Below are 24,363 nucleotides of genomic sequence, written 5' to 3' on the forward strand. Positions count from 1 at the left end.
GGGTCTGGGGCGGAGCCCCAGGGGCCCCGTGCAGCGGGCGGGCCGTATCGTGGACCCGCACGAGAAAGCCCACGTCAGCCCCGCACCCGCACACACCCCCCCGTCCGCCGCTCCATCGCCGCAGCGGCAAGCCACAATGACGACCGCCGCACCAGGAGCCGCACCGCCATGGCTGAACACCCCGCGTACCCCGTCGGCCTGAGACTCGCCGGCCGCCGTGTCGTCGTCATCGGCGGCGGACAGGTCGCCCAGCGCCGCCTCCCCGCGCTCATCGCGGCCGGCGCCGAGATCGTCCTGATCTCGCCCTCCGCCACCCCCTCCGTGGACGCCATGGCCGAGACCGGCGAGATCCGCTGGGAGCGCCGCCGCTACGAGGACGGCGACCTCGCCGAGGCCTGGTACGCGCTCGTCGCCACCCGGGACCGCGAGGCCAACGACCGCGCCTCCGCCGAAGCCGAGCGCGAGCGGATCTGGTGCGTCCGCGCGGACGACGCCGCGGCCGCCACCGCCTGGACCCCGGCCACCGGCCGCGTGGAGGGCGTCACCGTCGCCGTGCTCAGCGGCAACGACCCGCGCCGCTCCGCGGCCGTCCGTGACGCGGTCGTCGAAGGCCTGCGCGACGGCTCCCTCACCGCGGCCCGCCCGCACACCCCCGGCGTCTCCCTCGTCGGCGGCGGACCCGGCGACCCCGACCTCATCACCGTGCGCGGCCGCCGCCTCCTCGCCGAGGCCGATGTCGTCATCGCGGACCGGCTCGGCCCCCGCGACCTGCTCGACGAGCTCCCCCCGCACGTCGAGGTCATCGACGCCGCGAAGATCCCGTACGGGCGCTACATGGCCCAGGAGGCCATCAACAACGCGCTGATCGAGCACGCCAAGGCCGGCAAGGCCGTGGTCCGGCTCAAGGGCGGGGACCCGTACGTCTTCGGCCGCGGCATGGAGGAGCTCCAGGCGCTCGCCGAGGCCGGGATCACCTGCACCGTCGTCCCCGGCATCTCCAGCTCCATCTCCGTGCCCGGCGCCGTCGGCATCCCGGTCACCCACCGGGGCGTGGCCCACGAGTTCACCGTGGTCAGCGGCCACGTCGGCCCCGAGGACCCGCGTTCCCTCGTGGACTGGGCCTCCCTCGCCAAGCTCACCGGCACCCTCGTCATCCTGATGGGCGTCGACAAGATCGGCTCGATCGCCGAGGCCCTCGTACGGCACGGAAAGCCCGCCGGGACCCCGGTCGCCGTGATCCAGGAGGGCACCACCGCCGCCCAGCGCCGGGTGGACGCCACCCTCGAGACCGTCGGGGACACGGTCCGCGCCGCGGAGGTCCGCCCGCCCGCCGTCATCGTCATCGGCGAGGTCGTCACCGTCCTCGACCCCGGCGCCCGCCCCGGCACCAGCGCCTGACAGGCCGTTGGCACCGCACCCAGGACAAGGCAGTATCACCCTGTGGCTGATCTCATCACCGTCGAGGACCCCGACGACCCGCGCCTGCGCGACTACACGGGCCTGACCGACGTCGAACTCCGGCGCAGGCGCGAGCCCGCGGAAGGCCTTTTCATCGCCGAGGGCGAGAAGGTCATCAGACGTGCCAAGGACGCCGGGTACGAGATGCGCTCGATGCTGCTCTCCGCCAAGTGGGTCGACGTCATGCGCGACGTCATCGACGAACTCCCGGCCCCGGTCTACGCCGTCAGCCCGGAGCTCGCCGAACGCGTCACCGGCTACCACGTGCACCGCGGCGCCCTCGCCTCCATGCAGCGCAAGCCGCTGCCGACGGCCGAGGAACTCCTCACCACCACCCGCCGCGTCGTCATCATGGAAGCGGTCAACGACCACACCAACATCGGGGCGATCTTCCGCAGCGCCGCTGCCCTCGGCATGGACGCGGTCCTGCTGTCGCCCGACTGCGCGGACCCGCTCTACCGCCGCTCGGTGAAGGTCTCCATGGGTGCGGTGTTCTCCGTCCCGTACGCCCGCCTGGACGTCTGGCCCAAGGGCCTGGACTCGGTCCGGGAGGCCGGCTTCAAGCTGCTGGCCCTCACCCCGCACCAGAAGGCCTCGCCCATCGACGTGGCCGCGCCCCAGTCCCTGGAGCGGGTCGCGCTGATGCTCGGCGCCGAAGGGGACGGCCTGTCCACGCAGGCGCTGGTCGCCGCCGACGAATGGGTGCGCATCCCCATGGCGCACGGCGTGGACTCGCTGAACGTGGGCGCCGCAGCCGCGGTGGCCTTCTACGCCGTGGCCCAGGGCCGCGACGGGGCCTGAGTCGCACGCCCCGGGCCCTGCGGCCCGGGGGCCCGTCAGAACTTCTGGGCCGCCGCGATGCCCAGGGCCACGATCAGCGTGACCACGACGAACACGATCAGCCGCTGGCGCATCAGCTTCGGGTCCGGCCGCGAGGGCCGCCGGCCCGTCCCCGTCGTGCGGGGGCCCGGGCGGCCGCCCGTACGCCCCGCGGTCGGCCGGGAGGACGGGCCGCCCGGCGTGCGCGGGTTGCGCGGGGACGAGGGCCGCGACTGCGGCCCGCTCTGCGGGCCGCCCTGGGGCCGCGGCGCGGTCGAGCCGCCGGTACGGCGCTCCGTGCGCTGGTCGGCGTACTCCTCGGCGAGCCGGCCGGTCGGCCGCTCGACGCGGGCGCGCTGCGCCGGGGGACGCCCGTCGGACAGCCCCTGCGCCTCGCGGGCCGCGATCTCCTTGAGCCGCATCGACAGCTGGAGCGTGCTGGGCCGCTCCTCGGGGTCCTTCGCCAGGCAGGCCCGGACCAGCGGAGCGAGCGCGTCCGGGACCCCGACGAGGTGGGGCTCCTCGTGCACCACCCGGTACAGCATGACCTCGGAACTGCCGTGCCCGAAGGGCGAGTCCGCCGTCGCCGCGTAGGCGAGGGTGGCGCCGAGGGCGAAGACGTCCGTGGCGGGGGTGACGGCGGCGCCGCGCACCTGTTCGGGCGCGAGGAAGCCGGGGGAGCCGACGGCGGTGCCCACGTGGGTCAGGGTGCTCGCCCCGGTGGCCCAGGCGATCCCGAAGTCGATGATCCGCGGGCCCTTGGGGGAGAGGAGGATGTTCGACGGCTTGAGGTCGCGGTGGACGACGCCCGCCTCGTGCACGGCGACCAGGCCCTCGGAGAGGGCGGCACCGATCGCGGCGATCTGCGCGGCCGTCAGGGGGCCTTCCTCGGCCACCTTGTCGTGCAGGGAGGGCCCGGGGACGTACTGGGTGGCGAACCACGGCCGCTCGGCCTCCAGGTCCGCCGCGACCAGGCGGGCGGTGCAGCCGCCCCGGATGCGCCGGGCGGCGGACACCTCGCGCGCGAACCGGGACCGGAACTCCTGGTCCTCGGCCAGATCCGGCCGGATGACCTTGAGCGCGACGCGCTGCCCGCGCCGGTCCGATCCCAGATAGACCACGCCCATGCCGCCGGCGCCGAGCCGTCGGTGCAGTCTGAACGAGCCGACGACACGCGGGTCCTCGCGCCGGAGCCGCATCATCGCCATGTCCACCCCGCTGACCGGTCGTCCTGTTGACGTGGCACAGCTTACGGACCATCCGGCATGTGCGCTCAGAGGCCGCGCCCTCGCCGGGGGATTCGATTGTCAGTGCGCAGCAGCACACTTGAGGGGTCCTCAAGGATTCGCGCCGGTCCGAGCCCCGAAGCGACCGGGTCGATCAATCCGGGCCGTGGGCAAGGGGGTTGGACGATCAAGGAGCTCCGGGCCCGGTCCGCCCGCGTCCGTACGGCGCGCACCCGCGAGCCGGTCGTGCCCGTGCCCCACCGGCGGACGCGCATCAACAGGGAGTGACGGAAGTGAGCGAAGTCACCACCCTGCGCTGACCCCCTCCGGGAAGACCCCGACACCGGGGGAGCGGTCTCCACCCAGGGGAGTACACCGACCGGGGCCCGTCATCCTCCTGGAGGCCCGGCAATGGGTACGAGGGCATGAGGCCGGGAACCCTCCGCGCGCCTAGTGTTGAAGACAAGCGGCGGGTGGCGCACTCGTCCCCCGAGGTCAAAAGCCCGCCGCTGTCAACGACAGGGAGAGGACCATGGCGGACATCGCAGGGCAGGGACGCAAGGCATTCGCGTTCAACGGCCATGAGTCCGGTACGCGGCACCCGTTGGTGGCCGCCGCGATGGTGCTCCCCCTGGCCGCCCTCCTGCTCTTCCTCTTCGGAGGCTTCGACCAGGTGGCGGCACAGGCGTCGTCCGTGGGCGCGATGCTGGGGCGCTGAGCGGCGCCACAGCCCGGGAGAGCGGCCCGGGAATCGGCCTGTCACACCCCGTGGGGACGGGGGCGTGGCGACGGACGGCAGGTGAAGGGTGCTGCCCGTACGACTGGGGAGTCGGACGGGCAGCACCCTTTTTCGCGCCCCTCCGCACCCCCGTGCACGGCGCCCGTACGCTCCTCCTCGGAAGAGTCGGCACCCGGCGGCGAGGAGGCCTGGTCCAGCTGGAGCGACGAACCGCCCCGCACACGAACCGCCCCGGGCTGCCCGCCGCCCTCGCGGCCTGGGCCTCGGAAGGCGGCCACCGCGCGTACGAGCTGCTCGCCGACCGGTACGACGGGACCGTGGTGCGCTGCGGGGACGCCGTGGCCAAGGCGCACGCGGAGGACGCCGACCGGGAGGCCCTCGCCGTACGGCTGGGGATCGCCGGGCACCCGGCCCTCCGCGGGGTACTGCTGCCGCCCCTGCGCCCCGGGACCGGATCCGTGCACGGCAGGCCCGCCTCCCTCTGGCCCTACGGCGCTCCGGTCGATCCGGAGCGGCCCGCCGACGCGCCCTGGGAGGAGGCCGGCCGGCTCCTGGCCGCCCTGCACCGGACCCCGCCCGACGGGCTCCCGGGCCCGGTCCCGCCGATGCGCGGACCGGCCAAGCTCGCCCGGGCCCTGGACCGGCTGGCGCGGGCGGAGCCCCTGGGGACCGAGCCCGCCGCCACGCGCGCCGTACGGGCCGCCGCCCGGTCCCTGCCCGCCTGGGCGCGCGGAGCGGCGGCGCCCCCGCCCGGCGGGGCCCTGTGCCACGGGGACCTGCACCTGGGGCAGTTGGTGCGCCATCCCGCCCCGGCGGGCGCCTGGCTCCTCATCGACGTCGACGACCTCGGCCTCGGCGCGCCCGCCTGGGACCTGGCCCGCCCGGCCGCCTGGTACGCCGCCGGCCTGCTCGACACCGCGACCTGGCTGCGCTTCCTCGACGCCTACCGGTCCGCCGGCGGCCCGGCCGCCGGCCCGCCCGGCAGCGACCCCTGGCCGGAACTCGACCTCGCCGCCCGGGCGCTCACCGTGCAGACGGCGGCCCTGGCCCTGGCCAAAGCGGCGGAAAGCGGCCGCCGACTCGACGGCGAGGAGCGGCTGATGACGGACGCCTGCGCCCGAATCGCCGCCCTCCCGGCCGACTTGGACTCCGAGCCTCCGCCGTAGGGTGAACATCCCGCCATCGGGCATGCATCCGATGGCGACGTCCACGGCGAGGAGTTGATCGGTCCATGCAGTGTCCGAAGTGTCACGCGATGATGCACACCTACAACCGCAACGGTGTCCAGATAGAGCAGTGCAGCGGATGCCGCGGCATCTTTCTCGACTACGGCGAGCTGGAGGCGCTGACCCGACTGGAGTCCCAGTACACCGCGCAGCAGTACGGCCAGGTCCCGCCGCCCGCCGCACCCCCGGCCCCCTATCCGGCCCCGCACGCGGCCCCGGCCCCGGCCTGGGGCGCCCCGCAGCACGGCGGACACGGCCACGGCCACCACGGCCACCGCAAGGGCGGCTTCGGCCGGATGCTCTTCTCCTCCTGAAGCCGGGCAACGCGGAAGCCCCGGCCGTCTCGACGGCCGGGGCTTCCGGATGGTGCGCGATACTGGGATTGAACCAGTGACCTCTTCCGTGTCAGGGAAGCGCTCTCCCGCTGAGCTAATCGCGCGGGAACGGCATGAAGCCGCAGGTGAAGCTCGTACTGCATGGTGCTGCGTGCGCGATACTGGGATTGAACCAGTGACCTCTTCCGTGTCAGGGAAGCGCTCTCCCGCTGAGCTAATCGCGCGGGGATCCTTGCGGATCAGTGGACGATACTGGGATTGAACCAGTGACCTCTTCCGTGTCAGGGAAGCGCTCTCCCGCTGAGCTAATCGTCCTTGGAGGTGGAGACGGGATTTGAACCCGTGTAGACGGCTTTGCAGGCCGTTGCCTCGCCTCTCGGCCACTCCACCATGGAGCTGCAGGGGTTCTCGGGAAGAAATCCCCCACTTCGAGCGGACGACGAGACTCGAACTCGCGACATCCACCTTGGCAAGGTGGTGCTCTACCAACTGAGCTACGTCCGCAGGTCACCGTGTTCGCTCCGGGGTTTCGGCCCCTTCGCTCCCTGGCGACGTGTTGAACTCTAGCGGATTCCCGGGCCAGCTCAAAAACGCGTTTCCGCAGCGTGCTGCCGCTCGATCACCGGCGGTCACCCCGCCGTCACCTCACCGGCGCCGTCGCGTCACCGGTCATAGACTCGCAGCCGTGCACGACCTGCCTCCCATGGCCCGCTTCGGCGGCCTCCTCGCGACCGACCTCCGGGACGTGACCAGCGATCCCGCCGCCCTGGACTCCACCGGCTTCTGGGCGGTGACCGCCGACTTCGAAGGGCGGCTCGTCTGCGCGCGCTTCGGAGACATACGCCCCGACCCCGTGCCCGCGCCGCGACCCGGCGCCTGGCGGGGCCCCGAAGCCGACCACTGGTCCAGCTCGCTCGACCGCGCCGCGTACGTCGCCGGCGTCCGCCGCATCCGCGAGTACATCGCGGCCGGCGAGGTCTACCAGGCCAACCTCTGCCGCGTGATGTCCGCGCCGCTGCCCGACCCGGCCGGTGCGGACGTCGACGCCCTCACCGCGCTGCTCGCCCGCGGCAACCCCGCCCCCTACGCAGGAACGATTCGGCTGCGCGCGCACGGCGTGGAGATCGCCACCGCCTCCCCGGAGCTCTTCCTGCGCCGCAGCGGCCGCCGCATCGAATCCGGCCCGATCAAGGGCACCGGCCGCACCGTCGCCGACCTGCTCCCCAAGGACCACGCCGAGAACGTGATGATCGTCGACCTGGTCCGCAACGACCTGGGCCGCGTCTGCGCCACCGGCTCGGTCACCGTCCCCGAGCTGTGCGCCGTCGAGGAGCACCCGGGCCTGGTCCACCTCGTCTCCACGGTGAGCGGCGAGCTCGCCGACGGCGCCGGCTGGCCCGAGCTGCTCGCCGCCGCCTTCCCGCCCGGGTCCGTCACCGGGGCGCCCAAGTCCTCCGCCCTGCGGATCATCGAGGAGCTGGAGACCGCCCCGCGCGGCCCCTACTGCGGGGGCATCGGCTGGGTCGACGCCGACCGGGGCACCGCGGAGCTCGCCGTCGGCATCCGCACCTTCTGGATCGACCGGGCGGCCCCCGGCGGCCCCCGGCTGCTGTTCGGCACCGGCGCCGGCATCACCTGGGGCTCCGACCCCGACCGGGAGTGGGCCGAGACCGAACTCAAGGCCGCCCGCCTGCTGCGGGTAGCGTCGGGTGCGTACCAGGCAGGACGAACGGGATAAATGGGATGAACGGGATGAACGGCACTTCGAGAGGGGTCGTACGGTGAGAATCTGGCTCGATGGAGCGCTGCGGGACGTGGACGACGCGAAGGTGTCGGTCTTCGACCACGGGCTGACCGTGGGTGACGGCGTGTTCGAGACCCTCAAGGCCGAGGGCGGCCGGCCCTTCGCGCTCACCCGCCACCTCGAGCGGCTGACCCGCTCGGCGCGCGGCCTCGGCCTCCCGGATCCCGACCTCGACGAGGTGCGCCGCGCGTGCGCGGCCGTACTGGAAGCCAACCCGATGCCCCTGGCACGGCTGCGCGTGACCTACACCGGCGGCCTCTCCCCGCTCGGCTCCGACCGCGGGAACGCGGCGCCCACCCTGGTCGCCGCCGTAGCCGAGTCGGTCCGCCGCCCGGACACCACCGCCGTCCTGCGGGTGGACTGGGTCCGCAACGAGCGCTCCGCCGTGGCCGGCCTGAAGACCACCTCGTACGCCGAGAACGTCGTCGCCCTGGCCGCCGCCCACCGGGCCGGAGCCTCCGAGGCGCTCCTCGCCAACACGGTGGGACGGCTCTGCGAGGGCACCGGCTCCAACGTCTTCGTCGTGCTCGACGGGGAACTGCACACCCCGCCGACGGCCTCCGGCTGCCTGGCGGGCATCACGCGCGCACTGGTCGTCGAGTGGGCCGGGGCCAAGGAGACCGACCTGCCCTTCGAGGCGCTCGAACAGGCCGAGGAGGTCTTCCTGACCTCCTCGCTGCGCGACGTCCAGTCGGTGCTGCGGATCGACGGCCGGCAGCTCGGCACCGCCCCCGGCCCGGTCACCGCCGAGGCCATGCGGATCTTCGACGCGAAGGCCGGGGCGGACCTCGATCCGTGAACCCGGTGTACGCGCGGCCGCCGGGCAGGTACAACACGAGGTGATGACCACCACCCTGCGGCCCGCGCAGCCGCTCCAGCAGCACAGTGACGGAACCCGCTCGCGGACGTACGCGGTGCGGGTCAACAGCCGGCACGTCGGCAGCCTCGAACTCGCCACCCGCTCCGGCGCCCAGCCGGAGGTCGGGGTGATCCGGGGCCTGTGGATCGACGAGCCGGACCGTGGGCGCGGCCGGGGCACGGTCGCCGCGCTCGCCGCCGAGGAGGTGCTGCGCTCCTGGCGCTGCACGAGCATCGCCGTGTCGGTGCCCGCCGACGCGGCGCGCGCCCTGCGGCTGGCGACGGCCCTCGGCTACGTGGAGACCGGCCGGGTCATGGCCAAGGACCTGCCCGCCGAGCCGCCCGCCCTCCCGGCGGACAGTGCCGGCCGCCCGATGACGGAGGCCGAGTTCGCCGCCTGGCTCGAGCCGGGCATCGTCGAGTACGGCCGTCGACTGGTCGCCCCGGGCATGACCGAGGAGCAGGGCCTGGCCGCCTCCCGCGCCGAGCACGCCCGGATGCTGCCGGGCGGCCGGGACACGCCCGGTGCGACCTTCCTCGTCCTGGAGGCGGCCGACGGCGGCAACCTGGGCACCCTGTGGGTGGGGGAGCGCGACCTGCCCGGCCTCGGCAGCGTCCCGTACGTCTACGACGTCGAGGTCGACGCCGGGCACCGCGGGCGGGGGCACGGCCGCACCCTCATGCGGCTGGCCGAGCACACGGCGCTGGCCGCCGGCTCCCGCACCCTGGCCCTGCACGTCGTCGAGGGCAACACCCCGGCCCGCCGGCTCTACGCATCGCTCGGCTATCGGGACATCGCCGTCAACGCCATCAAGGCGCTCGTCTGACGCGGGCCGAGGACCACGCAGGCCGAGGAGGCCGGGAAGGCTGGGGAGGCCGAGGAGGCCCGGGGGTCAGGAGCCCGCGAGCAGCCGGTCCGCGATCTCCTCGATGCGGGCGCGCAGGCCCTCCTGGCTCTTGCCGCCGTCCAGGCGCTCGCCGCCGATCACGTACGTCGGGGTGCCGGTGACACCGATCGCCTTGCCCTCGGCCTGATCGGCGTCGACGATCAGGATGTGCCGGCCGTCGATCAGAGCCGTGTCGAACTCCTCGGCGTCCAGACCGAGTTCACGTGCCACGTCCAGCAGGACCGGCTCGCCGCGCTCGCCCAGCTCCGCGCTGCGCGCCAGCACGGCCTCCGCGTACGGCCAGCCCCGGCCCTGCTCCACGGCCTCCTCGGCGGCCTGCGCCGCGGCGAAGGCGTGCTTGTGCTTCTCCAGGGGGAAGTGGCGCAGCCGGATGTCCAGCCGGTCGCCGTAGCGGGCCCGCAGGGCGCGCACGTCGTCCAGTGCGCTGTGGCAGTCCGAACACTGGAGTTCGCACCAGACGTCGAGGATCACGGAATCGGTCATGTGCACAGTCTCCCAGCCCCCGCGCACCCCGCTCGACCCGGCGATGCACCCCCTGGGGAGGAGGACCGACCCGGAGATGTCCCCGAGATCCGTCCGCAGGAGGCCGCGCACCTGGCCCGTACGGCCGCGGGCGGGGCAGGATGGATAGGGACAGACCGCCCACACCTGGAGGACCGCATGCTCGCCGAGACCATTTGCTCCGCGGTGTCCGCGGCGGGCCTGGGCATCGCCGCGATCACCGCCTACCGCAGGCGCTTCCTGGCCGCCACGCGGATCGCCGCGTACGCGCTGGTGCCGGTCGGGCTCGTGCTGACCGGCGTCGTGGAGTGGGTGTCCGGAATGGTCTTCAAGCCGACCGTCTGGGCCGGCTTCGGACTGCTGGGGCTGGCCTGGCTGCTCTTCATGACCACCCGCGCGGTCGAGCGCCGCAGGCTCGGCGGCACGGAGAAGCCGGCCAAGGCCGCGAAGGGCGGCCGGGCCCCGGAGGCCGTCGCCCCCGCCGCCTCCGCGCCCTCGCTCGGCTCCGGCGCCCGCCCGCAGCCCACCGCGCGCAAGAACCCGCAGGCCGCCGCCCCGGCGGACGACTTCTCCGACATCGAGGCGATCCTCAAGAAGCACGGGATCTGACCGGCCGGACCGGCCGATCCGGCCCGGAACCGCCGAGGTCCACGAGATCGGGCGAACTCCCGCGCGGAAAATGGCGTGTTGAAGCACGGATGGCGGCGCGCTGCGCCATCATCGCCCCGACATGCTCGAAACATCGCAGAGTGAGCCCTCGGTGCCCGCACCGGCACCCGCCCCTGTCGCCGACGAGCCGCGAGGCTGCCTCTTCGCGCTCTCCCAGCCGCCCTTGATGATCTTTCTAGGCGTGATCGGGGTCCTGCTGCTGCTGGCCGCCGTGCACGATCTCTTCCTGCTCTGAGTGCCCCGCGTCGGCCTCCTTGCGCCGGGCCCGGTACGCCGCCACGTGCAGCCGGTTCCCGCAGGTCCGGCTGTCGCAGTAGCGCCGCGAGCGGTTGCGGGACAGGTCGACGAAGGCGCGCCGGCAGTCCGGGGCCTCGCAGCGGCGCAGCCGTTCCTGCTCCCCGGAGACCACGATGAAGGCCAGCGCCATGCCGCCGTCGGCCGCGAGGTGGTCGCCCACCGAGGCGCCCGGCGCGAAGTAGTGCACGTGCCAGTCGTAGCCGTCGTGGTCCGTGAGCTGCGGGGTGGTGCCGGCCGTCGCCACCAGCTCGTTGATCAGCACGGACGCCGCACGGGCGTTCGGCGCCGCGAAGACCTGGGCGAACTTGCCGCGGACCGTGCGGACCCCGGCCAGATCGCGCGCGCCGAGCTCGCCGACGTCGCTGATCGAGTACTCCTGGACGAAACCGCGCAGCGCGCCGATGTCCGAGAGCCCGTCGGGCTGGTCCGGCTCGGCCGCGGTGTTCACCAGCGCGACGACGACGTCGAGCGCGCGACGGGTGTCGTGGGGGATCTGCACGGGGTCTCCCTCAAGGGCCGGGCCTGCGGCGACGGGCTGCTGCCGCCGCTGGGGGCCGACTCTAGCGGGTACTCGTCCGGGCGGTCCCTGGACGCACACCGGCGCCGGCCCCGCGGATGGGTCCCGCGTGGACGGCGCCGGTCTCGCGTATGTGGTTGTCCGGCACGCACCGTCGCCCCGAGTCGGACGGTGTCGCGCGGCGGTGGGCCTGGCTCAGCTTTCGGCCAGGATGTGGGAGAGCTCCTTGTCGAGGTCGAAGTGCCGGTGCTCGGTCCCGGGCGGGACCGCGGCGTCCGTCCGCTTGAGGAACGACTCGAGTGCTCGCGCGGGTGCTTCGAGCAGCGCTTCTCCCTCCGGTGAGCTCAGGGCGATGCAGACGACGCCCTGACCGTGGCTGCGGGACGGCCAGACGCGGACGTCGCCGGTACCGGTGGGCCGGTGCAGGCCCTCTGCGAGGAGGTCGCGGGCGAATACCCATTCGACCGTCTCCTCGGCGCCGGTGTGGAAGGTGGCGTGCACGGCGTAGGGGTCGGCCGTGTCATACCGCAGGCCCGCGGGAACAGGCAGTGAGGACTCGCTCGACACAACGAGGCGCAGGTGCAGCTCGCAGCTGACCGTGGTGTTCATAAGCGCCAGGGCCTTTCGCTCAGTGTGCGCTCGGGGATTCGCACGTCGGCGAAATCGACATGCCACCTACGGTGCCGTTGTAAACCCCTCTGACCGTTTTGCGGACCTCTGGGTCCCTCGTACGGCGGATCCAAACCACCGTTCGCGTGTGCTTCCGGCTCCGGTAGATTCGACCCCATGAATACGGGGAGTGACCGCGAGACCAACGAGTCCGCGAGCAGTGAGTCGGCCGTCGAACACGTGCACGTCTCGAAGGCGCCCGCCTTCATCAAGGCCCGCAAGACCCTGCACCTGAGCTGGCAGGTCGGCGTGTTCATCGTCGGCCTGGCCGTGATCGGGGCGGGCATCGCCATGCTCGTCCTGCCCGGGCCGGGCTGGGTCGCGATCTTCGCGGGCCTGGCGATCTGGGCCACCGAGTTCGCCTGGGCGCACCTGGTGCTGCGCTGGACCAAGCGCAAGGTCACCGAGGCCGCGCAGAAGGCGCTCGACCCCAAGGTCCGCCGCCGCAACATCATCCTGACCACCGCGGGCCTCGTGATCGCGGCCGCGCTGATCGGCTTCTACCTGTGGAAGTACGGGCTCGTGCTGCCCTGGGACCTCAAGGACCAGTGACCGCGCGGAGGTGGTCATGGAGCACCGCTGACATGCGGTAATGTTTGCGGTGCGTCCGGGCGATTAGCTCAGTGGGAGAGCACTTCGTTCACACCGAAGGGGTCACTGGTTCGAACCCAGTATCGCCCACCCGGACCAGAGGCCCGGAGACTTCACCGTCTCCGGGCCTCTGGCGTTTCCGGCCTCCCGGCCGGTCCCGCCGGCGCCGCCGCTCCCGCCGGTTACCCGAGCCGTCCGATCGCGTCCCTCAGGCGCCGGGCGTCGCGCAGCCGCTTCTCGTACGTCGCCCCCACCGCCAGCAGCAGCAGGCCCGCCAGGGCCGGCGCCACCCAGCGCGGCAGGGCCCCCGCGAGCTGCACCACGTACGGGGCCAGCTCGTGCAGCGCCACCGCCGCCAGCGTCCCGCCGCCGAGCAGGAGCGGGGCCTGGAGCCGCCGCTGGGCGCCCACCAGGGTCACCGCCAGCGCGGCCAGCCCCAGCAGCAGCGGGCGCAGCCAGCTCGCGGTCCCCGCCTGGGAGCCGGCCAGCACGGCCAGCAGGCTCGGCAGCAGGGTCGCGGCCAGCCCCGGCCCGTACGCCGCCCACGAGGACGCCGCCAGGTCCCCGCGACGCCGCAGGAAGCCCAGCACCAGGGCGGGCACCGTCACCGGCAGCGTGTACGCCTCCGGGGCCGTGACCCCGGCCTCCGCCAGCCGGACCCAGGTCGCGGCCGCGAACAGCGCCCCGGCCGCCCAGCCCAGCACCCGCCGGTCCGCCCGCACCGCGGCGCCGGAGCAGATCACCCCGGCCAGGGCGAGCACCAGCGCCAGCGTCCCGGCGCGGCCCGCCGACAGGGCGACCGCCAGCGCGCCGGCCGCGCCCGCCGCGATCTCGGCCGGCACCCGCACGGCGCCGAGCCGCGGACCGAGCGCAGCCACCGCGGCCGGGACGGCCAGCACCGGGAGCGCCCACCAGACCACCGCCAGATCCGTCACGGCGGCCGCCGCCACCAGCAGCCCCGTGGCGTAGCCGACGGCGCACACCGCCGCCCCCGCCCGCACCGGCCGCGCAGCGGCCGCGTACGCCGCCCCAGCCGCGCAGCCCGCGCCCAGCAGCCCCCAGACCGCGAAGGTGGAGCCGCGGCCGTCCAGCGCGCCCAGGGACACGTTCCCGGCCCCGAGCAGCGCGCACCCGGCGGCCGCGATCGCGGCCGCGCGCCCCGGAGCGCGCAGGGCGAGCACGCCCGCCGCCCCCGTCACCGCGGTCTGGACCGCGAACACCGCCGCCACCGGCAGGCCGAGCAGCTCCGGCGCCGCGAACAGCCCCGCCCAGGCCAGGACCACCGCCGCGGGCGCCGCCACCGTCGCCGCCTCCGGCCGCGCCGACACCCGGGACAGCCACCCGGCGGCCCCCGCCGCCACCAGCAGCGTCACCGGCACCGCCGCACCCGGCCAGAACGGGTCCCGGGCCGGATCCGTCGCCGCCCACACCTCGGCCAGCACCCCGGCCCGGGCCAGCAGGACCGGAGCCACCGCGGACGCGGCCGCCAGGGCGGCCAGGCCGGCCGCCACCGCACCGGCCCCGGCCAGCCCGCGCCGCACCGGCCCCGGCAGGGCGCGGACCCGTACGGCCGCCAGCAGCGGCAGCGCCGCCAGCAGGTACGCCAGGACCGCCCAGTCGGGAGCCAGCTCCGGCCGGGCCGGCCCGGCCAGCGCGACCACCGCGGCCAGGCCGCCCGCCGGCGCGGCGGGCCACGCGCGCGGCTCCCGCCACGCCGCCGCCGTGCCCAGCGCAGCGGCCGCGAGCAGCAGCCCCGACGGGGCCAGCGCCTCGCCGGCCGAGGCCGCCGACCAGGACCCGGCCGCGCCGATCAGCAGCGCGCCCGCGCCCAGCACCGCCGCCGGGACGGCCGCGGCCCGGGCCCGCAGCGCGAGGGCCGCGTCCAGCGCGGCCGTCGCCAGCAGCGCCCAGCCGAGCTCGGACGGACCCGCCTGCGCGGCCAGCGCGGCCAGGGGCAGCGGGAACTGCGCCGCCAGCACCGCCGCGGGCAGCGGGATCCGCAGCCCGCGCAGGGCCAGGCCGTACCCGGCCCACACCGCGGCCAGCACCGCCGCCGCCCCCGCCGCGTACGCCGTGCCGTCCGTGCCCGGCAGCCCGACCGCGTACAGCGCGTACGCGTCCAGCACGGTCAGCAGCAGACCCACCGCCGCCACCGACTCGGCCGTCGAGCCCAGCCCGCGGCGCAGCAGCACGGCGGGCGCCGCCAGCGCCGCCGCCGTCACCGCGGCCAGCACCGCCGAGCGCCCGGCGATCCCGAGCGAGCCCCAGCTGAGCAGGGTGAAGGCCAGCGCGGCCACGGCCAGGAGCACCGCGCCCAGGGTGAGCAGCACGTTCTGGGCGCTCGGGGCCGAGGTCTCCTTGGGGTGCGCGGGCATCGCCGGGGTCCGCGCGGGAGGTGTCGGCAGCCGCAGCAGCCAGTCCCGGCGGCCCAGCAAGTACAGGCGCCGGACATCGAGTTGAGCCAGCTCACGGTCGATGAGCGCCAGCTCTTCGGCCGGCGGCAGGGGGGAGTTCATGGTTCGCAGTGTGGCGCCCGTCACGCGGTCGGGACATGGGGCGGCGTACTCAGATCCGCCCTGAGTACGCACGGCCCGCCGGGGTCCGCCGGAAGCGGTTTGAACCAGCCCCAAGGCTTCTGTATTGTTCAGTGCGTTCCCGGGCGATTAGCTCAGCGGGAGAGCACTTCGTTCACACCGAAGGGGTCACTGGTTCGATCCCAGTATCGCCCACCGGGAGAGGCCGGTCCGTCATCTGACGGACCGGCCTTCCGCATGTCCGGCACGTACACGGCACGTTGCCCGGACGGCTGCGGGCTGCGGGCTGCGGGTTGCGGCTGCGGGCTGCCGGCTGAGGCCGCGGCTACGCCGGTGCCTACGCCGCCGTCGACAGGCCCGGCCGCAGCGGCCAGTGCGGATCCACCGGCTCCGGCGTCCCCTGCCGTGCGAACCACGCCTGCAGCCCCCGCGCCTGCGCCGCGTGCCACACCGCCTGCAGCGTGTGCAGCTCGGCCGGCGACAGCCGCTCCAGCCGGGCCGCGAACCGCCGCCCCACCGCCCGGACCAGCTCCAGCGAGGCCAGCGCGTCCGCCGCCGCGTCGTGCGCGCCCTCCAGCTCTATCCCGTAGTGCGCGCACAGGTCCGTCAGGGTCCGGCGGCCCTTGCGGTAGCGGTCCAGGTGCTTGTCCAGCACCCGCGGATCCAGCACCGTCAGCGGCCGGTTGTCCAGATACCGCGTCAGCGAGGACGCCCGGTGCCGGCGCAACTCCCGGTCCAGCAGCGTCAGGTCGAACGGCGCGTTCATCACCACCACCGGCCGGCCCGCCACCTGCTGCTCCCCGAGCGCACGGGCTATCTCCTCCACCACCGGCGCCGGCCACCGGCCGTGGCGCTGGAGGTGCTCGTCGGTCAGCCCGTGCACTTCCGTGGCGCCCGGGGGCACCGGGACGCCGGGATTGACCAGCCAGCGCGTGGTGCGCACCCGCCCGCCCGCGCACTCCTGCACGACGAGCGCGGCGGACACGATCCGGTCCTCCTCGACGTCCACCCCGGTCGTCTCCGTGTCGAATGCGGCCAGCGGGCCCTCGTACCAGCGTGTCATGGCGAACTCCTCGTCCCCGGTCGGCAGATGGGGCGCACCCGGGCGCCGCCGCCCGGAACGTGCCACCCTTGCCCGCATCGGTGATACCCGGGCTGTTTGCCCCGTACGCCGTTTGCGGGCACCCGGGTGCGGAGACAACACCCATGGGGGGCCGTGCACATGACCGGTCGTCACCCCACCCACCACCCACGGCAGAGCCCGGAAGGCATGGGGAGCCGGCCATGGCGCTCGCGCAGCCCGAACAGGGCGGGGTGCTGGCGGGGCGGATCGATCCGCGCACCGGCACGCCGGGCGAGGCGCGGAGCGGACCGCTGCGCGGCACCCTCGCCACCACCGCCTGCATGGAGACCCTTCAGGTGGGATACCTGCACGCCGTCGCGGCCGCGGCCGGCTGCTCGCTGTCCCAGCCCTTTCCGGACAACGGCATCGACTGGCACGTCAGCCACGGCGCCCCCGAGCACGTCGTCGACGACGAGGTCACCATCAAGGTGCAGTTGAAGGCGACCTACCAGATACCGCCGCGGCCGGCCGGGCCCACCTTCGGCTTCACCCTGGACAACGAGCACCTGGTGAAGCTGGCCCGCACCCCGGTCGCCGTCCACAAGATCCTCGTCGTGATGCTCGTCCCGCGGGAGCGCGACCAGTGGCTCGCCGCCGGACACGACCGGCTCGACCTGCGCCACTGCTGCTACTGGACCAACCTCGCCGGACACCCTGTGACCGGCCGGCGCCGGACCACCGTACGGATCCCGACCTCGCGGATCTTCGACGACCGTGCGCTGTGCGAGATCATGACCCGGGTCGGGTCGGGAGGGACACCCTGATGAACTGGCACGCACCGCACCTCGAACCGCTCCCGTCCCCGGAGTTCGCCTCCGCCGTGCCCGACCCCGAGCAGGTGGACCCGGCCGTGCTCGGCGCGCTGCTGCACCGGCACGGCTGGCTGCGGCGCGGCGGGGCCGCCGGACGCTACGGGCGCTGGACCCCGCCGGCCGCCCACGCCTCGGCCACCGGGGGCACCAGCCTGCTCGTCCCCGAGAGCCGTACCTTCCCCGACTGCGCGGACCTGCTGGAGGAGGCGCTGACCGCGCTCTCGCGCAGCTCGCTGCCGTCGGCGCGGGAGGTGCTGTACGGACTGGGCGTGCCGAGCGACGAGGTCCGCTGGGAGCGGGAGATCCCCGAAGGGGCGTACGGGCTCCGGGGCGAGGCCGACTGGACGGGGCAGGAACAGCTGCGCTCGGCCGCCCGCCGGCTCCTGCTGGCCGGGGCCCTGGCCGACCGGGAGCGGGCCGGCTATTACGGGGCCCGGCACCGGGCTCAGGCCGAACGGGCGCTGGACGGGGTCCTGGTGGGGCCGTCCCCCGGCGGGCGGCGGCTCACGGCGTTCGTGCCGGTGGACGGCGAGCGGGGGACCGTGACCCGGCTGCACCACGCGCTGCACGCGGCCCGCGAGGCCGTGGACTACCAGCGGGCGACCGGCGGCATGGAGGCCTTCGACGCGGCCGTGCGGGCCGGGGTCAGCCGCGAGCTCGCCGATGCGCTGATCGCGCTGGTCCGCGGCTCCGAGGGGGCCCGGGTCGCGCTGGCCTGGGCTCCGGCGGCGGGGGCCCCGGCGGGCTGCGCGGCCCGGCCGGAGCCGGTGGAGTTCTCGCCCGGCGACCTGCCGGTGCTCCGCGAGGCGGCCGCCCGCTACACGCGGACCGAGCCGGCCGTACAGGTCCGGATCGCGGGCGCGGTGGTACGGATGCGGCGCTCGGCGGCGGGCGGCGGGGGCACGGTCCGGCTGCGGGTCCTGGCCGGGGCGGAGATCCCGTACGTCCGGGTCGCGCTGGACGAGGAGGCGTACCGGGTGGCGGGCCACGCGCACCTGGTCGGCCTGCCGGTCCGGGTCAGCGGGCGGCTCCAGCGGCGGGGCGGGTTCCGCCGGCTCTCCGACGTCACGGACGTGACCCCGGTCCCGCTGGACGAGGTGGAGCGGGACCGGCTGATGAAGTCGCTGGACGACGCGTTCGACCCTGCGGACGTCCTGCCGGACTAGGGCTCCGTGGGGATGCCGGAGGCGGAGCCGAACCGGAACGACGCCATGGTCAGCCCCGGGGCGGGGGAGAAGTCCGGGCCGCGGGTGAAGCCCATCCGGGTGTACAGGGCCACGGCGGGCTGGTTGGCCGCCCCCGTGCTGACCGTCACGTCGAGGCCGGCGAAGAGCTCCGTCAGGGCGTGACGGAGCAGGCGGGACGCGATACCCCGTCGGAACCAGGCGGGATCCACACACAACCGGTCGATCCCGATGCCGCCGCCCGTCTCCTCCCAGGCCAGAAACCCGGCAAGCTCGCCGCCCGCGCCAACGGCACCGACCCAGCTCAATCCGCGCGCCCGCATCTGAGCGAGGCTCTCCCCCAGCGCCGGGATGCCGCCGAACCCGATCAGCTCCGCCTCCACGGCATACGCCGCCCGCCCGATCCGATGCACGGCCACCGCGGTGGCATCATCGGCCAGATCCAGCACCAAAATCGACATAAGCCCCAGACTACGACCACCTACGGCGAGGCCGTGCCCCGGCCTTGCCCGCAGGGCGGGGCACCCCGGCGCATCCTCCGCCCCGGCGTTGCGCGCGGGGCGGGGGATGCCCCGGCTGTGCCGACTGCCTATGGCGACGCCGAGGTCCCGCCTGGCGGATGGGGTGGGGACACTCCGGGGCGCCCCCACAGGCCGAGCTCCGCCGGCCACCTACGGCGAGGCCGTGTCCCGGCCTTGCCCGCAGGGCGGGAACACTCCGGCTGCCGACTGCTTACGGCGACGCCGAGGTTCCGCCTTGTAGGTGGGGTGGGGACACTCCGGGGCGTCCCCGCAGGCCGAGCGAACCCACCGCCGGGCACAGGCCGGTCGGCCTCGGGGTTCGCGAGCCGAGGAGACGCCCCGGAGGGGCCCCACCCCACGCCCCGCCTGCGCGCCCCGGCCAGGGCTTGGCCCGTCTCCTACACGCCCGCGCCCCGGAACGGCCCCGCCCCACGCTCGGCCTGCGCCGCCCGGCCAGGGCCGGGCCCGCCTCTCACGCGCTGGCGCTCCGAAAGGGCCCCGCTCTGCGCCCCGCCTGCGCCGCCCCGCCAGGGCCGGGCCCGCCTCCCGTGTGCCCGTTCCCCGGAAGGGCCCCGCCTGCGCCGCCCCGCCAGGGCCGGGCCCGCCTCCCGTGTGCCCGCGCCCCGGAAGGGCCCCGCCGAGGACGCGTCCGTGCGGAGCAGAGGGGCCTGCCCCAGGGGCCCCGCCCGCGGGTCGCGGGCCGCGCACCGGTGCGGGCGGCGGGCCGGGCCGGGGTCGGCAGGTAACCGTTTCGCGGCGCAGCCACTCCGCTCGGTACGATTCACGCGCGCAGTGTTCGCTCGCGCACCCCCAGAGTTCAGGAGAGACCGGTGTCAGACGTCCGTGTGATCATCCAACGCGATTCCGAGCGGGACGAGCGCGTGGTGGCCACGGGCACTACGGCGGCGGAGCTCTTCGCCGGCGAGCGCACCATCGTCGCCGCGCGCATCGCGGGCGAGCTCAAGGACCTCGCGTACGAGGTGAAGGACGGCGAGACCGTCGAGCCGGTGGAGATCTCCTCCGAGGACGGCCTGAACATCCTGCGCCACTCGACCGCGCACGTCATGGCGCAGGCCGTGCAGGAGCTGTTCCCCGAGGCCAAGCTCGGCATCGGCCCGCCGGTCCAGAACGGCTTCTACTACGACTTCGACGTGGCCCGGCCCTTCACCCCGGAGGACCTGAAGGCCATCGAGAAGAAGATGCAGGAGATCCAGAAGCGCGGCCAGCGCTTCTCCCGCCGCGTGGTCACCGACGAGGCGGCCCGCGAGGAGCTCGCCGACGAGCCGTACAAGCTCGAGCTCATCGGCATCAAGGGCTCCGCCTCCACCGACGACGGCGCGAACGTCGAGGTGGGCGGCGGCGAGCTGACCATCTACGACAACCTCGACGCGAAGACCGGCGACCTGTGCTGGAAGGACCTCTGCCGCGGTCCCCACCTGCCCACCACCCGCAACATCCCGGCCTTCAAGCTCATGCGCAACGCGGCCGCCTACTGGCGCGGCAGCGAGAAGAACCCGATGCTCCAGCGCATCTACGGCACCGCCTGGCCGTCGAAGGAAGAGCTGAAGGCCCACCTCGACTTCCTCGCCGAGGCCGAGAAGCGCGACCACCGCAAGCTCGGCAACGAGCTCGACCTCTTCTCCATCCCGGACGAGATCGGCTCCGGCCTGGCCGTCTTCCACCCGCGCGGCGGCATCATCCGCCGGACCATGGAGGACTACTCGCGCCGCCGGCACGAGGAGGAGGGCTACGAGTTCGTCTACTCCCCGCACGCCACCAAGGGCGCGCTCTTCGAGAAGAGCGGGCACCTGGACTGGTACGCGGAGGGCATGTACCCCCCCATGCAGCTCGACGGTGGTACCGACTACTACCTCAAGCCCATGAACTGCCCGATGCACAACCTGATCTTCGACGCGCGCGGCCGCTCCTACCGCGAACTGCCGCTGCGGCTCTTCGAGTTCGGGACCGTGTACCGCTACGAGAAGTCCGGTGTCGTGCACGGGCTCACCCGCGCCCGCGGCTTCACCCAGGACGACGCGCACATCTACTGCACCCGTGAGCAGATGGCGGAGGAGCTCGACCGCACGCTCACCTTCGTGCTGAACCTGCTGCGCGACTACGGCCTGACCGACTTCTACCTCGAGCTGTCCACCAAGGACCCGGAGAAGTTCGTCGGCTCGGACGAGGTGTGGGAGGAGGCCACCGCCGTCCTCCAGCAGGTCGCCGAGAAGCAGGGCCTCCCGCTGACCCCCGACCCGGGCGGCGCGGCCTTCTACGGCCCGAAGATCTCCGTGCAGGCACGGGACGCCATCGGCCGCACCTGGCAGATGTCGACCGTCCAGCTCGACTTCAACCTGCCGGAGCGGTTCAACCTGGAGTACACCGCCCCGGACGGCTCGCGCCAGCGCCCGGTCATGATCCACCGTGCGCTGTTCGGCTCGATCGAGCGGTTCTTCGCCGTGCTGCTGGAGCACTACGCGGGCGCCATGCCGCCGTGGCTGGCCCCGGTCCAGGCGGTCGGCATCCCGATCGGGGACGGGCACGTCGAGTACCTGCAGGAGTTCGCCGCCGCGGCGAAGAAGCAGGGCCTGCGGGTCGAGGTGGACGCCTCCTCGGACCGGATGCAGAAGAAAATCCGCAACCACCAGAAGCTCAAGGTCCCGTTCATGATCATCGTCGGTGACGAGGACATGGCCGCGGGCACCGTCTCCTTCCGCTACCGCGACGGTTCGCAGGAGAACGGCATCGCCAAGGACGAGGCGCTGGCCAAGCTGGCCAAGGTCGTCGCGGACCGCGTCCAGGTCTGACCGGCGGTCGGCGGGCCCCCGGAAAGTGATCACTTTCCGGGGGCCTTCCTCGTACGCGCAGGCGAGGTCATATGCTTGCCGCCATGACGACTGAGCCGGAGCAGCAGATCGGTGTGGGCACGCAGGACGCGTTCCAGCGTCTGTGGACGCCCCACCGGATGGCCTACATCCAGGGGGAGAACAAGCCGACCGGCCCGGAGGCCGGGGACGGCTGTCCCTTCTGCGGGATTCCGGAGATGTCGGACGTGGACGGCCTGGTCGTCGCCCGCGGCAAGCACGTCTACGCGGTGCTGAACCTGTACCCGTACAACGGCGGCCACCTGATGGTCGTCCCGTACCGGCACGTCGCCGACTACACCGAGCTCGACGGGCCCGAGACGGCCGAGCTGGCCGATCTCACCAAGCGGGCCATGGTGGCGCTGCGCAAGGCGTCCGGGGCGCACGGGTTCAACATCGGCATGAACCAGGGCGCGGCCGCCGGGGCCGGCATCGCCGCGCACCTGCACCAGCACATCGTGCCCCGCTGGGGCGGGGACACGAACTTCATGCCGGTCGTCGGGCACACCAAGGTGCTGCCCCAACTCCTCGCGGACACCCGCCAGATGCTCGCCGAGGCCTGGCCCACCGACTGACCGCGGCTACCCGGCGCGGGCCTCGCGCCAGGTGCGCAGCACGTCCTCGACGTCGAACTCGGCGAGGTTGAGCGGCGGCCCCTGCGGCGGCATGCGCAGGGCCGCGCGGATCTTCTCGTTGACCGCGGTGAGGATCTCCCGCGCCTGGCGCTCGGAACGGGCCGCCAGGGCCGCCTCCCGCGCGTCCTCGGCTTCCTTGCGCAGCGCGAGCGACGGAGGCAGGGCGGAGAACCCCTCGCGGTGCAGCTTCCCCCTGATCCACCACAGCTCGTCGTAGGGGGCGTCGAGCGAGGCCAGCGGCTTGCCCCAGCCCGGCAGGTTCTCGAAGTCGCCGCGGTCGGCGGCTTCCCTGATCTGCCGGTCCACCCAGGACTCGATGTCGACACCAGGCGGTTTGCGCTCGGTCATGGTCGCTCGCTCCTCCGGTTCCGGGATCGGCCGGGCCTCGCCTTCAGCGTACCTACGCGTCGTACATGTCCGCCTTGCGCGGTGACGGCTCCTGGATCAGACCGCTCATGATCGAGGAGCGGTTGGTGAAGCGGTCGGTGTCGACGCCGTTCTCCTCCAGGACCTTGAAGGTCGCGGCGTGCACGGACCTCAGCACCGGGGCCACGGTGCGGATGGCGTCGTCGGCCATGAACCGGTGGCGCCACATCGACCCCGCCCACACGTGCCGCAGGCCGAAGGGCTCGGGCAGGACCAGCTTGCCGCCGAAGAAGTCGAGGATCGGCGGGTACCAGGTCAGCGGGGCCCGCACGGCGAGGCGCACCACCTCCTGCGCGTCCACCAGCGGCAGCGGCCGCTCCACGGTCTCCCAGAAGCGGATGCTCTTGGGCACCTCCACCACCGGCGCCTTGGACTTCGTCGTGAACAGGCCGTGTACGGGGCCCAGTGCGTGCGCGGTGACGTCCACGCGCAGCGTCTTGTAGAGCACGGTGACGGTCACCAGCATCGTGATGACCAGCTGGCCGTCCCACAGCGGGTACTGGATGCCCAGGTAGTGCCGGTTCCCGGCGCTGAACTGCTGCTCGTTGCAGATCCGGGTGATCTCGTGCGGCTTGATGAGGAAGGTGTCGACGTTCTCGCCGGTCGGCCGGGCCACCTCGCCGGCGCCCTCGCCGATCGGGGTGACGATCCAGTGCTGTATCGCGGCGGGCGGGAAGCCGCCGGTGTGCAGGGGGCCGCGCTCCAGCTTGCGGAGCTGGGTGTCGATCGCGCGTATGACGTCCCAGCTGCGGAAGGGGTGGATCTCGGCGCCCTCGGTCTTGGGGGTGAGCTCCTCCGCCATCTGCCAGCTGCCCCAGCGCGTGCCCATGCCGAGGATGCCCTTGGGGCCCGCGTAGAAGACGTGGTTGCTGCGGTCCTCGGCGGTCAGCTTGGCCAGCTGGTGGCGCAGGTCCTCGCGGGCCTTCTCGTCGGGGTTGCCCGGCACCGCCTCCGGGATCTTCGCGCCGATCCCGTCGCCGGCCAGCAGCCCGTCCCAGCGGGAGCGCAGGTCGGCGGCGGTGGACTCGCAGAGCCGGCGGGCGAGCAGCCAGCCCAGGACCGGGGCGATGATCATGCCGCGCAGGTAGATGCCCAGGAAGCCGGTGAACGGCAGCCTGAACATCAGCACGGCCGCCACGATCGCCACGCCGACCAGGAGCGCGGTGCCCATCCAGGAGGCGCGCTTGCCCTCGCCGGAGGCCAGGGACTTGCGGAGCTGGAACAGGCCCAGCCACAGCAGCAGGCCCGGGAGGAACACCACGCCGCAGACGAGCATGATCAGGCGGAGCTTCTGGTCGCGCTCCTTGCGGATGCGGGAGGCCGCCAGGCAGTGCTCGACGACGGTCTGCGGATCGGCGCCGAAGGACTGGATCAGCGGCTTGCGGCCGGGGGCGAGGGTGCGGGCCTCGACGGCCCGGCAGAAGGCCTCGCCGAGGCTGGGCTCGAAGAGGGAGACCTTCGGGGGCTTGACCGTGGCGGGGTGGTTCTCGTTGTTGGCCCCGAGTATGAGGTCCAGCCCGCTGTCCTTCGCGCCGTCCCGGTACGCGGCGGAGGCCAGTGCGTTGGTCGCCGCCGTCTGCCCCCCGCCGCCCTGCAGCGGAATCTGCGCCCCGGGCCTGAAGTCGAATCCGTCGTCCGCCACCGCTG

The 24,363-nt window shown here is 73.9% G+C and carries 23 protein-coding genes and 7 tRNA genes; 16 read left to right on the top strand and 14 right to left on the bottom strand.

Features of this window, described 5'->3' with window-relative positions; translation table 11 throughout:
* Positions 1-168: 168 nt before the first annotated feature.
* Both cobA and ACFWP3_RS15925 read left to right on the top strand, forming a co-directional pair.
* Positions 169-1,398, top strand: coding sequence for a uroporphyrinogen-III C-methyltransferase (gene cobA, locus ACFWP3_RS15920; protein WP_384220918.1), 1,230 nt, complete (start codon positions 169-171; stop codon positions 1,396-1,398).
* Between the two features lie 42 nt (positions 1,399-1,440).
* Entirely contained in the window at positions 1,441-2,259 is an 819-nt protein-coding gene (locus ACFWP3_RS15925) for a TrmH family RNA methyltransferase (RefSeq protein WP_384220921.1), read from the top strand.
* Positions 2,260-2,294: 35 nt separating this feature from the next.
* On the opposite strand, the gene ACFWP3_RS15930 is transcribed toward ACFWP3_RS15925, so the two are convergent.
* Positions 2,295-3,485, bottom strand: a complete 1,191-nt coding sequence (locus ACFWP3_RS15930) for a serine/threonine-protein kinase (RefSeq protein WP_384220924.1) — start codon at positions 3,483-3,485, stop codon at positions 2,295-2,297.
* A 550-nt stretch (positions 3,486-4,035) separates the two neighbouring features.
* Here ACFWP3_RS15930 and ACFWP3_RS15935 point away from each other — a divergent pair.
* From ACFWP3_RS15935 to ACFWP3_RS15945, 3 genes are all read left to right on the top strand, one after another.
* Positions 4,036-4,221 (top strand): hypothetical protein, encoded by a 186-nt coding sequence (locus ACFWP3_RS15935; RefSeq protein WP_384220926.1) that lies wholly within the window; start codon positions 4,036-4,038, stop codon positions 4,219-4,221.
* 257 nt (positions 4,222-4,478) lie between these two features.
* Positions 4,479-5,408, top strand: coding sequence for a phosphotransferase (locus ACFWP3_RS15940; RefSeq protein WP_384221079.1), 930 nt, complete (start codon positions 4,479-4,481; stop codon positions 5,406-5,408).
* A gap of 65 nt (positions 5,409-5,473) precedes the next feature.
* Positions 5,474-5,782, top strand: coding sequence for a zf-TFIIB domain-containing protein (locus ACFWP3_RS15945; protein ID WP_384220929.1), 309 nt, complete (start codon positions 5,474-5,476; stop codon positions 5,780-5,782).
* A gap of 50 nt (positions 5,783-5,832) precedes the next feature.
* Here the strand turns inward: ACFWP3_RS15945 and ACFWP3_RS15950 are convergent.
* From ACFWP3_RS15950 to ACFWP3_RS15970, 5 genes are all read right to left on the bottom strand, one after another.
* A tRNA-Val gene (locus ACFWP3_RS15950) sits at positions 5,833-5,907 on the bottom strand.
* Positions 5,908-5,955: 48 nt separating this feature from the next.
* A tRNA-Val gene (locus ACFWP3_RS15955) sits at positions 5,956-6,027 on the bottom strand.
* 19 nt (positions 6,028-6,046) lie between these two features.
* Positions 6,047-6,118: transfer RNA gene (locus tag ACFWP3_RS15960), tRNA-Val, on the bottom strand.
* A 1-nt stretch (position 6,119) separates the two neighbouring features.
* Positions 6,120-6,193 (bottom strand) — tRNA-Cys (locus tag ACFWP3_RS15965).
* Between the two features lie 41 nt (positions 6,194-6,234).
* Positions 6,235-6,307: transfer RNA gene (locus ACFWP3_RS15970), tRNA-Gly, on the bottom strand.
* Between the two features lie 181 nt (positions 6,308-6,488).
* On the opposite strand from ACFWP3_RS15970, the gene ACFWP3_RS15975 reads away from it, so the two are divergent.
* The 3 genes from ACFWP3_RS15975 to ACFWP3_RS15985 are packed head-to-tail and all read left to right on the top strand — an operon-like array spanning position 6,489 to position 9,292.
* The gene (locus ACFWP3_RS15975) at positions 6,489-7,541 is read left to right on the top strand and encodes a chorismate-binding protein (RefSeq protein ID WP_384220931.1); all 1,053 of its coding nucleotides are present in this window, start codon (positions 6,489-6,491) and stop codon (positions 7,539-7,541) included.
* A 43-nt stretch (positions 7,542-7,584) separates the two neighbouring features.
* On the top strand, positions 7,585-8,406 hold the full coding sequence (locus ACFWP3_RS15980; protein ID WP_384220934.1) for an aminotransferase class IV: 822 nt from the start codon (positions 7,585-7,587) through the stop codon (positions 8,404-8,406).
* Between the two features lie 43 nt (positions 8,407-8,449).
* Entirely contained in the window at positions 8,450-9,292 is an 843-nt protein-coding gene (locus ACFWP3_RS15985; RefSeq protein WP_384220936.1) for a GNAT family N-acetyltransferase, read from the top strand.
* 66 nt (positions 9,293-9,358) lie between these two features.
* On the opposite strand, the gene ACFWP3_RS15990 is transcribed toward ACFWP3_RS15985, so the two are convergent.
* A complete protein-coding gene (locus ACFWP3_RS15990) occupies positions 9,359-9,856 on the bottom strand; it encodes a DsbA family protein (RefSeq protein WP_384220939.1) in 498 nt (165 codons plus the stop codon).
* Positions 9,857-10,033: 177 nt separating this feature from the next.
* On the opposite strand from ACFWP3_RS15990, the gene ACFWP3_RS15995 reads away from it, so the two are divergent.
* Entirely contained in the window at positions 10,034-10,483 is a 450-nt protein-coding gene (locus ACFWP3_RS15995) for a hypothetical protein (protein WP_384220941.1), read from the top strand.
* 235 nt (positions 10,484-10,718) lie between these two features.
* On the opposite strand, the gene ACFWP3_RS16000 is transcribed toward ACFWP3_RS15995, so the two are convergent.
* Both ACFWP3_RS16000 and ACFWP3_RS16005 read right to left on the bottom strand, forming a co-directional pair.
* A complete protein-coding gene (locus ACFWP3_RS16000; protein WP_384220944.1) occupies positions 10,719-11,339 on the bottom strand; it encodes a CGNR zinc finger domain-containing protein in 621 nt (206 codons plus the stop codon).
* A 213-nt stretch (positions 11,340-11,552) separates the two neighbouring features.
* On the bottom strand, positions 11,553-11,966 hold the full coding sequence (locus ACFWP3_RS16005; RefSeq protein WP_030011909.1) for an SsgA family sporulation/cell division regulator: 414 nt from the start codon (positions 11,964-11,966) through the stop codon (positions 11,553-11,555).
* Between the two features lie 177 nt (positions 11,967-12,143).
* Between ACFWP3_RS16005 and ACFWP3_RS16010 the strand changes: the two genes are divergently transcribed.
* Both ACFWP3_RS16010 and ACFWP3_RS16015 read left to right on the top strand, forming a co-directional pair.
* Positions 12,144-12,578, top strand: a complete 435-nt coding sequence (locus ACFWP3_RS16010; protein ID WP_384220946.1) for a TIGR02611 family protein — start codon at positions 12,144-12,146, stop codon at positions 12,576-12,578.
* A gap of 57 nt (positions 12,579-12,635) precedes the next feature.
* Positions 12,636-12,707, top strand: a tRNA-Val gene (locus tag ACFWP3_RS16015).
* A 92-nt stretch (positions 12,708-12,799) separates the two neighbouring features.
* Here the strand turns inward: ACFWP3_RS16015 and ACFWP3_RS16020 are convergent.
* On the bottom strand, positions 12,800-15,133 hold the full coding sequence (locus tag ACFWP3_RS16020; protein ID WP_384220949.1) for an SCO7613 C-terminal domain-containing membrane protein: 2,334 nt from the start codon (positions 15,131-15,133) through the stop codon (positions 12,800-12,802).
* Between the two features lie 141 nt (positions 15,134-15,274).
* On the opposite strand from ACFWP3_RS16020, the gene ACFWP3_RS16025 reads away from it, so the two are divergent.
* Positions 15,275-15,346, top strand: a tRNA-Val gene (locus ACFWP3_RS16025).
* Positions 15,347-15,488: 142 nt separating this feature from the next.
* On the opposite strand, the gene ACFWP3_RS16030 is transcribed toward ACFWP3_RS16025, so the two are convergent.
* Complete coding sequence (locus ACFWP3_RS16030; protein WP_384220951.1) at positions 15,489-16,214, bottom strand: 3'-5' exonuclease; 726 nt, start codon at positions 16,212-16,214, stop codon at positions 15,489-15,491.
* A gap of 221 nt (positions 16,215-16,435) precedes the next feature.
* On the opposite strand from ACFWP3_RS16030, the gene ACFWP3_RS16035 reads away from it, so the two are divergent.
* The gene (locus ACFWP3_RS16035) at positions 16,436-17,038 is read left to right on the top strand and encodes a DUF4365 domain-containing protein (protein ID WP_362297873.1); all 603 of its coding nucleotides are present in this window, start codon (positions 16,436-16,438) and stop codon (positions 17,036-17,038) included.
* Positions 17,038-18,252, top strand: coding sequence for a hypothetical protein (locus tag ACFWP3_RS16040; RefSeq protein WP_384220954.1), 1,215 nt, complete (start codon positions 17,038-17,040; stop codon positions 18,250-18,252). The genes ACFWP3_RS16035 and ACFWP3_RS16040 overlap by 1 nt, the downstream gene beginning before the upstream one ends.
* Here ACFWP3_RS16040 and ACFWP3_RS16045 read toward each other — a convergent pair.
* Positions 18,249-18,719, bottom strand: coding sequence for a GNAT family N-acetyltransferase (locus tag ACFWP3_RS16045; protein WP_384220957.1), 471 nt, complete (start codon positions 18,717-18,719; stop codon positions 18,249-18,251). The two genes, ACFWP3_RS16040 and ACFWP3_RS16045, sit on opposite strands and share 4 nt — an antisense overlap.
* Positions 18,720-19,621: 902 nt before the next feature.
* On the opposite strand from ACFWP3_RS16045, the gene thrS reads away from it, so the two are divergent.
* Positions 19,622-21,598 carry a threonine--tRNA ligase gene (gene thrS / locus ACFWP3_RS16050; RefSeq protein ID WP_384220959.1) on the top strand — a complete coding sequence of 659 codons (1,977 nt, stop codon included), beginning with the start codon at positions 19,622-19,624 and terminating at the stop codon, positions 21,596-21,598.
* A gap of 71 nt (positions 21,599-21,669) precedes the next feature.
* A complete protein-coding gene (locus ACFWP3_RS16055) occupies positions 21,670-22,230 on the top strand; it encodes an HIT family protein (RefSeq protein WP_384220962.1) in 561 nt (186 codons plus the stop codon).
* Between the two features lie 6 nt (positions 22,231-22,236).
* On the opposite strand, the gene ACFWP3_RS16060 is transcribed toward ACFWP3_RS16055, so the two are convergent.
* The gene (locus ACFWP3_RS16060) at positions 22,237-22,638 is read right to left on the bottom strand and encodes a DUF1992 domain-containing protein (RefSeq protein WP_384220964.1); all 402 of its coding nucleotides are present in this window, start codon (positions 22,636-22,638) and stop codon (positions 22,237-22,239) included.
* A gap of 52 nt (positions 22,639-22,690) precedes the next feature.
* Positions 22,691-24,358, bottom strand: coding sequence for a hypothetical protein (locus ACFWP3_RS16065; protein WP_384220967.1), 1,668 nt, complete (start codon positions 24,356-24,358; stop codon positions 22,691-22,693).
* Between the last annotated feature and the right edge of the window lie 5 nt (positions 24,359-24,363).

It is taken from the genome of Streptomyces sp. NPDC058525 (genome assembly GCF_042719495.1).
Taxonomy (GTDB): domain Bacteria; phylum Actinomycetota; class Actinomycetes; order Streptomycetales; family Streptomycetaceae; genus Streptomyces.

Bases quoted from the DNA above. Each gene is read 5' to 3' on its own strand.
- cobA (WP_384220918.1), top strand. From the start codon at position 169: ATGGCTGAACACCCCGCGTACCCCGTCGGCCTGAGACTCGCCGGCCGC.
- ACFWP3_RS15930 (WP_384220924.1), bottom strand. From the start codon at position 3,485: ATGGCGATGATGCGGCTCCGGCGCGAGGACCCGCGTGTCGTCGGCTCG.
- ACFWP3_RS15935 (WP_384220926.1), top strand. From the start codon at position 4,036: ATGGCGGACATCGCAGGGCAGGGACGCAAGGCATTCGCGTTCAACGGC.
- ACFWP3_RS15945 (WP_384220929.1), top strand. From the start codon at position 5,474: ATGCAGTGTCCGAAGTGTCACGCGATGATGCACACCTACAACCGCAAC.
- ACFWP3_RS15985 (WP_384220936.1), top strand. From the start codon at position 8,450: ATGACCACCACCCTGCGGCCCGCGCAGCCGCTCCAGCAGCACAGTGAC.
- ACFWP3_RS15990 (WP_384220939.1), bottom strand. From the start codon at position 9,856: ATGACCGATTCCGTGATCCTCGACGTCTGGTGCGAACTCCAGTGTTCG.
- ACFWP3_RS15995 (WP_384220941.1), top strand. From the start codon at position 10,034: ATGCTCGCCGAGACCATTTGCTCCGCGGTGTCCGCGGCGGGCCTGGGC.
- ACFWP3_RS16005 (WP_030011909.1), bottom strand. From the start codon at position 11,966: ATGAACACCACGGTCAGCTGCGAGCTGCACCTGCGCCTCGTTGTGTCG.
- ACFWP3_RS16010 (WP_384220946.1), top strand. From the start codon at position 12,144: ATGAATACGGGGAGTGACCGCGAGACCAACGAGTCCGCGAGCAGTGAG.
- ACFWP3_RS16020 (WP_384220949.1), bottom strand. From the start codon at position 15,133: ATGAACTCCCCCCTGCCGCCGGCCGAAGAGCTGGCGCTCATCGACCGT.
- ACFWP3_RS16030 (WP_384220951.1), bottom strand. From the start codon at position 16,214: ATGACACGCTGGTACGAGGGCCCGCTGGCCGCATTCGACACGGAGACG.
- ACFWP3_RS16035 (WP_362297873.1), top strand. From the start codon at position 16,436: ATGGCGCTCGCGCAGCCCGAACAGGGCGGGGTGCTGGCGGGGCGGATC.
- ACFWP3_RS16040 (WP_384220954.1), top strand. From the start codon at position 17,038: ATGAACTGGCACGCACCGCACCTCGAACCGCTCCCGTCCCCGGAGTTC.
- ACFWP3_RS16055 (WP_384220962.1), top strand. From the start codon at position 21,670: ATGCTTGCCGCCATGACGACTGAGCCGGAGCAGCAGATCGGTGTGGGC.
- ACFWP3_RS16060 (WP_384220964.1), bottom strand. From the start codon at position 22,638: ATGACCGAGCGCAAACCGCCTGGTGTCGACATCGAGTCCTGGGTGGAC.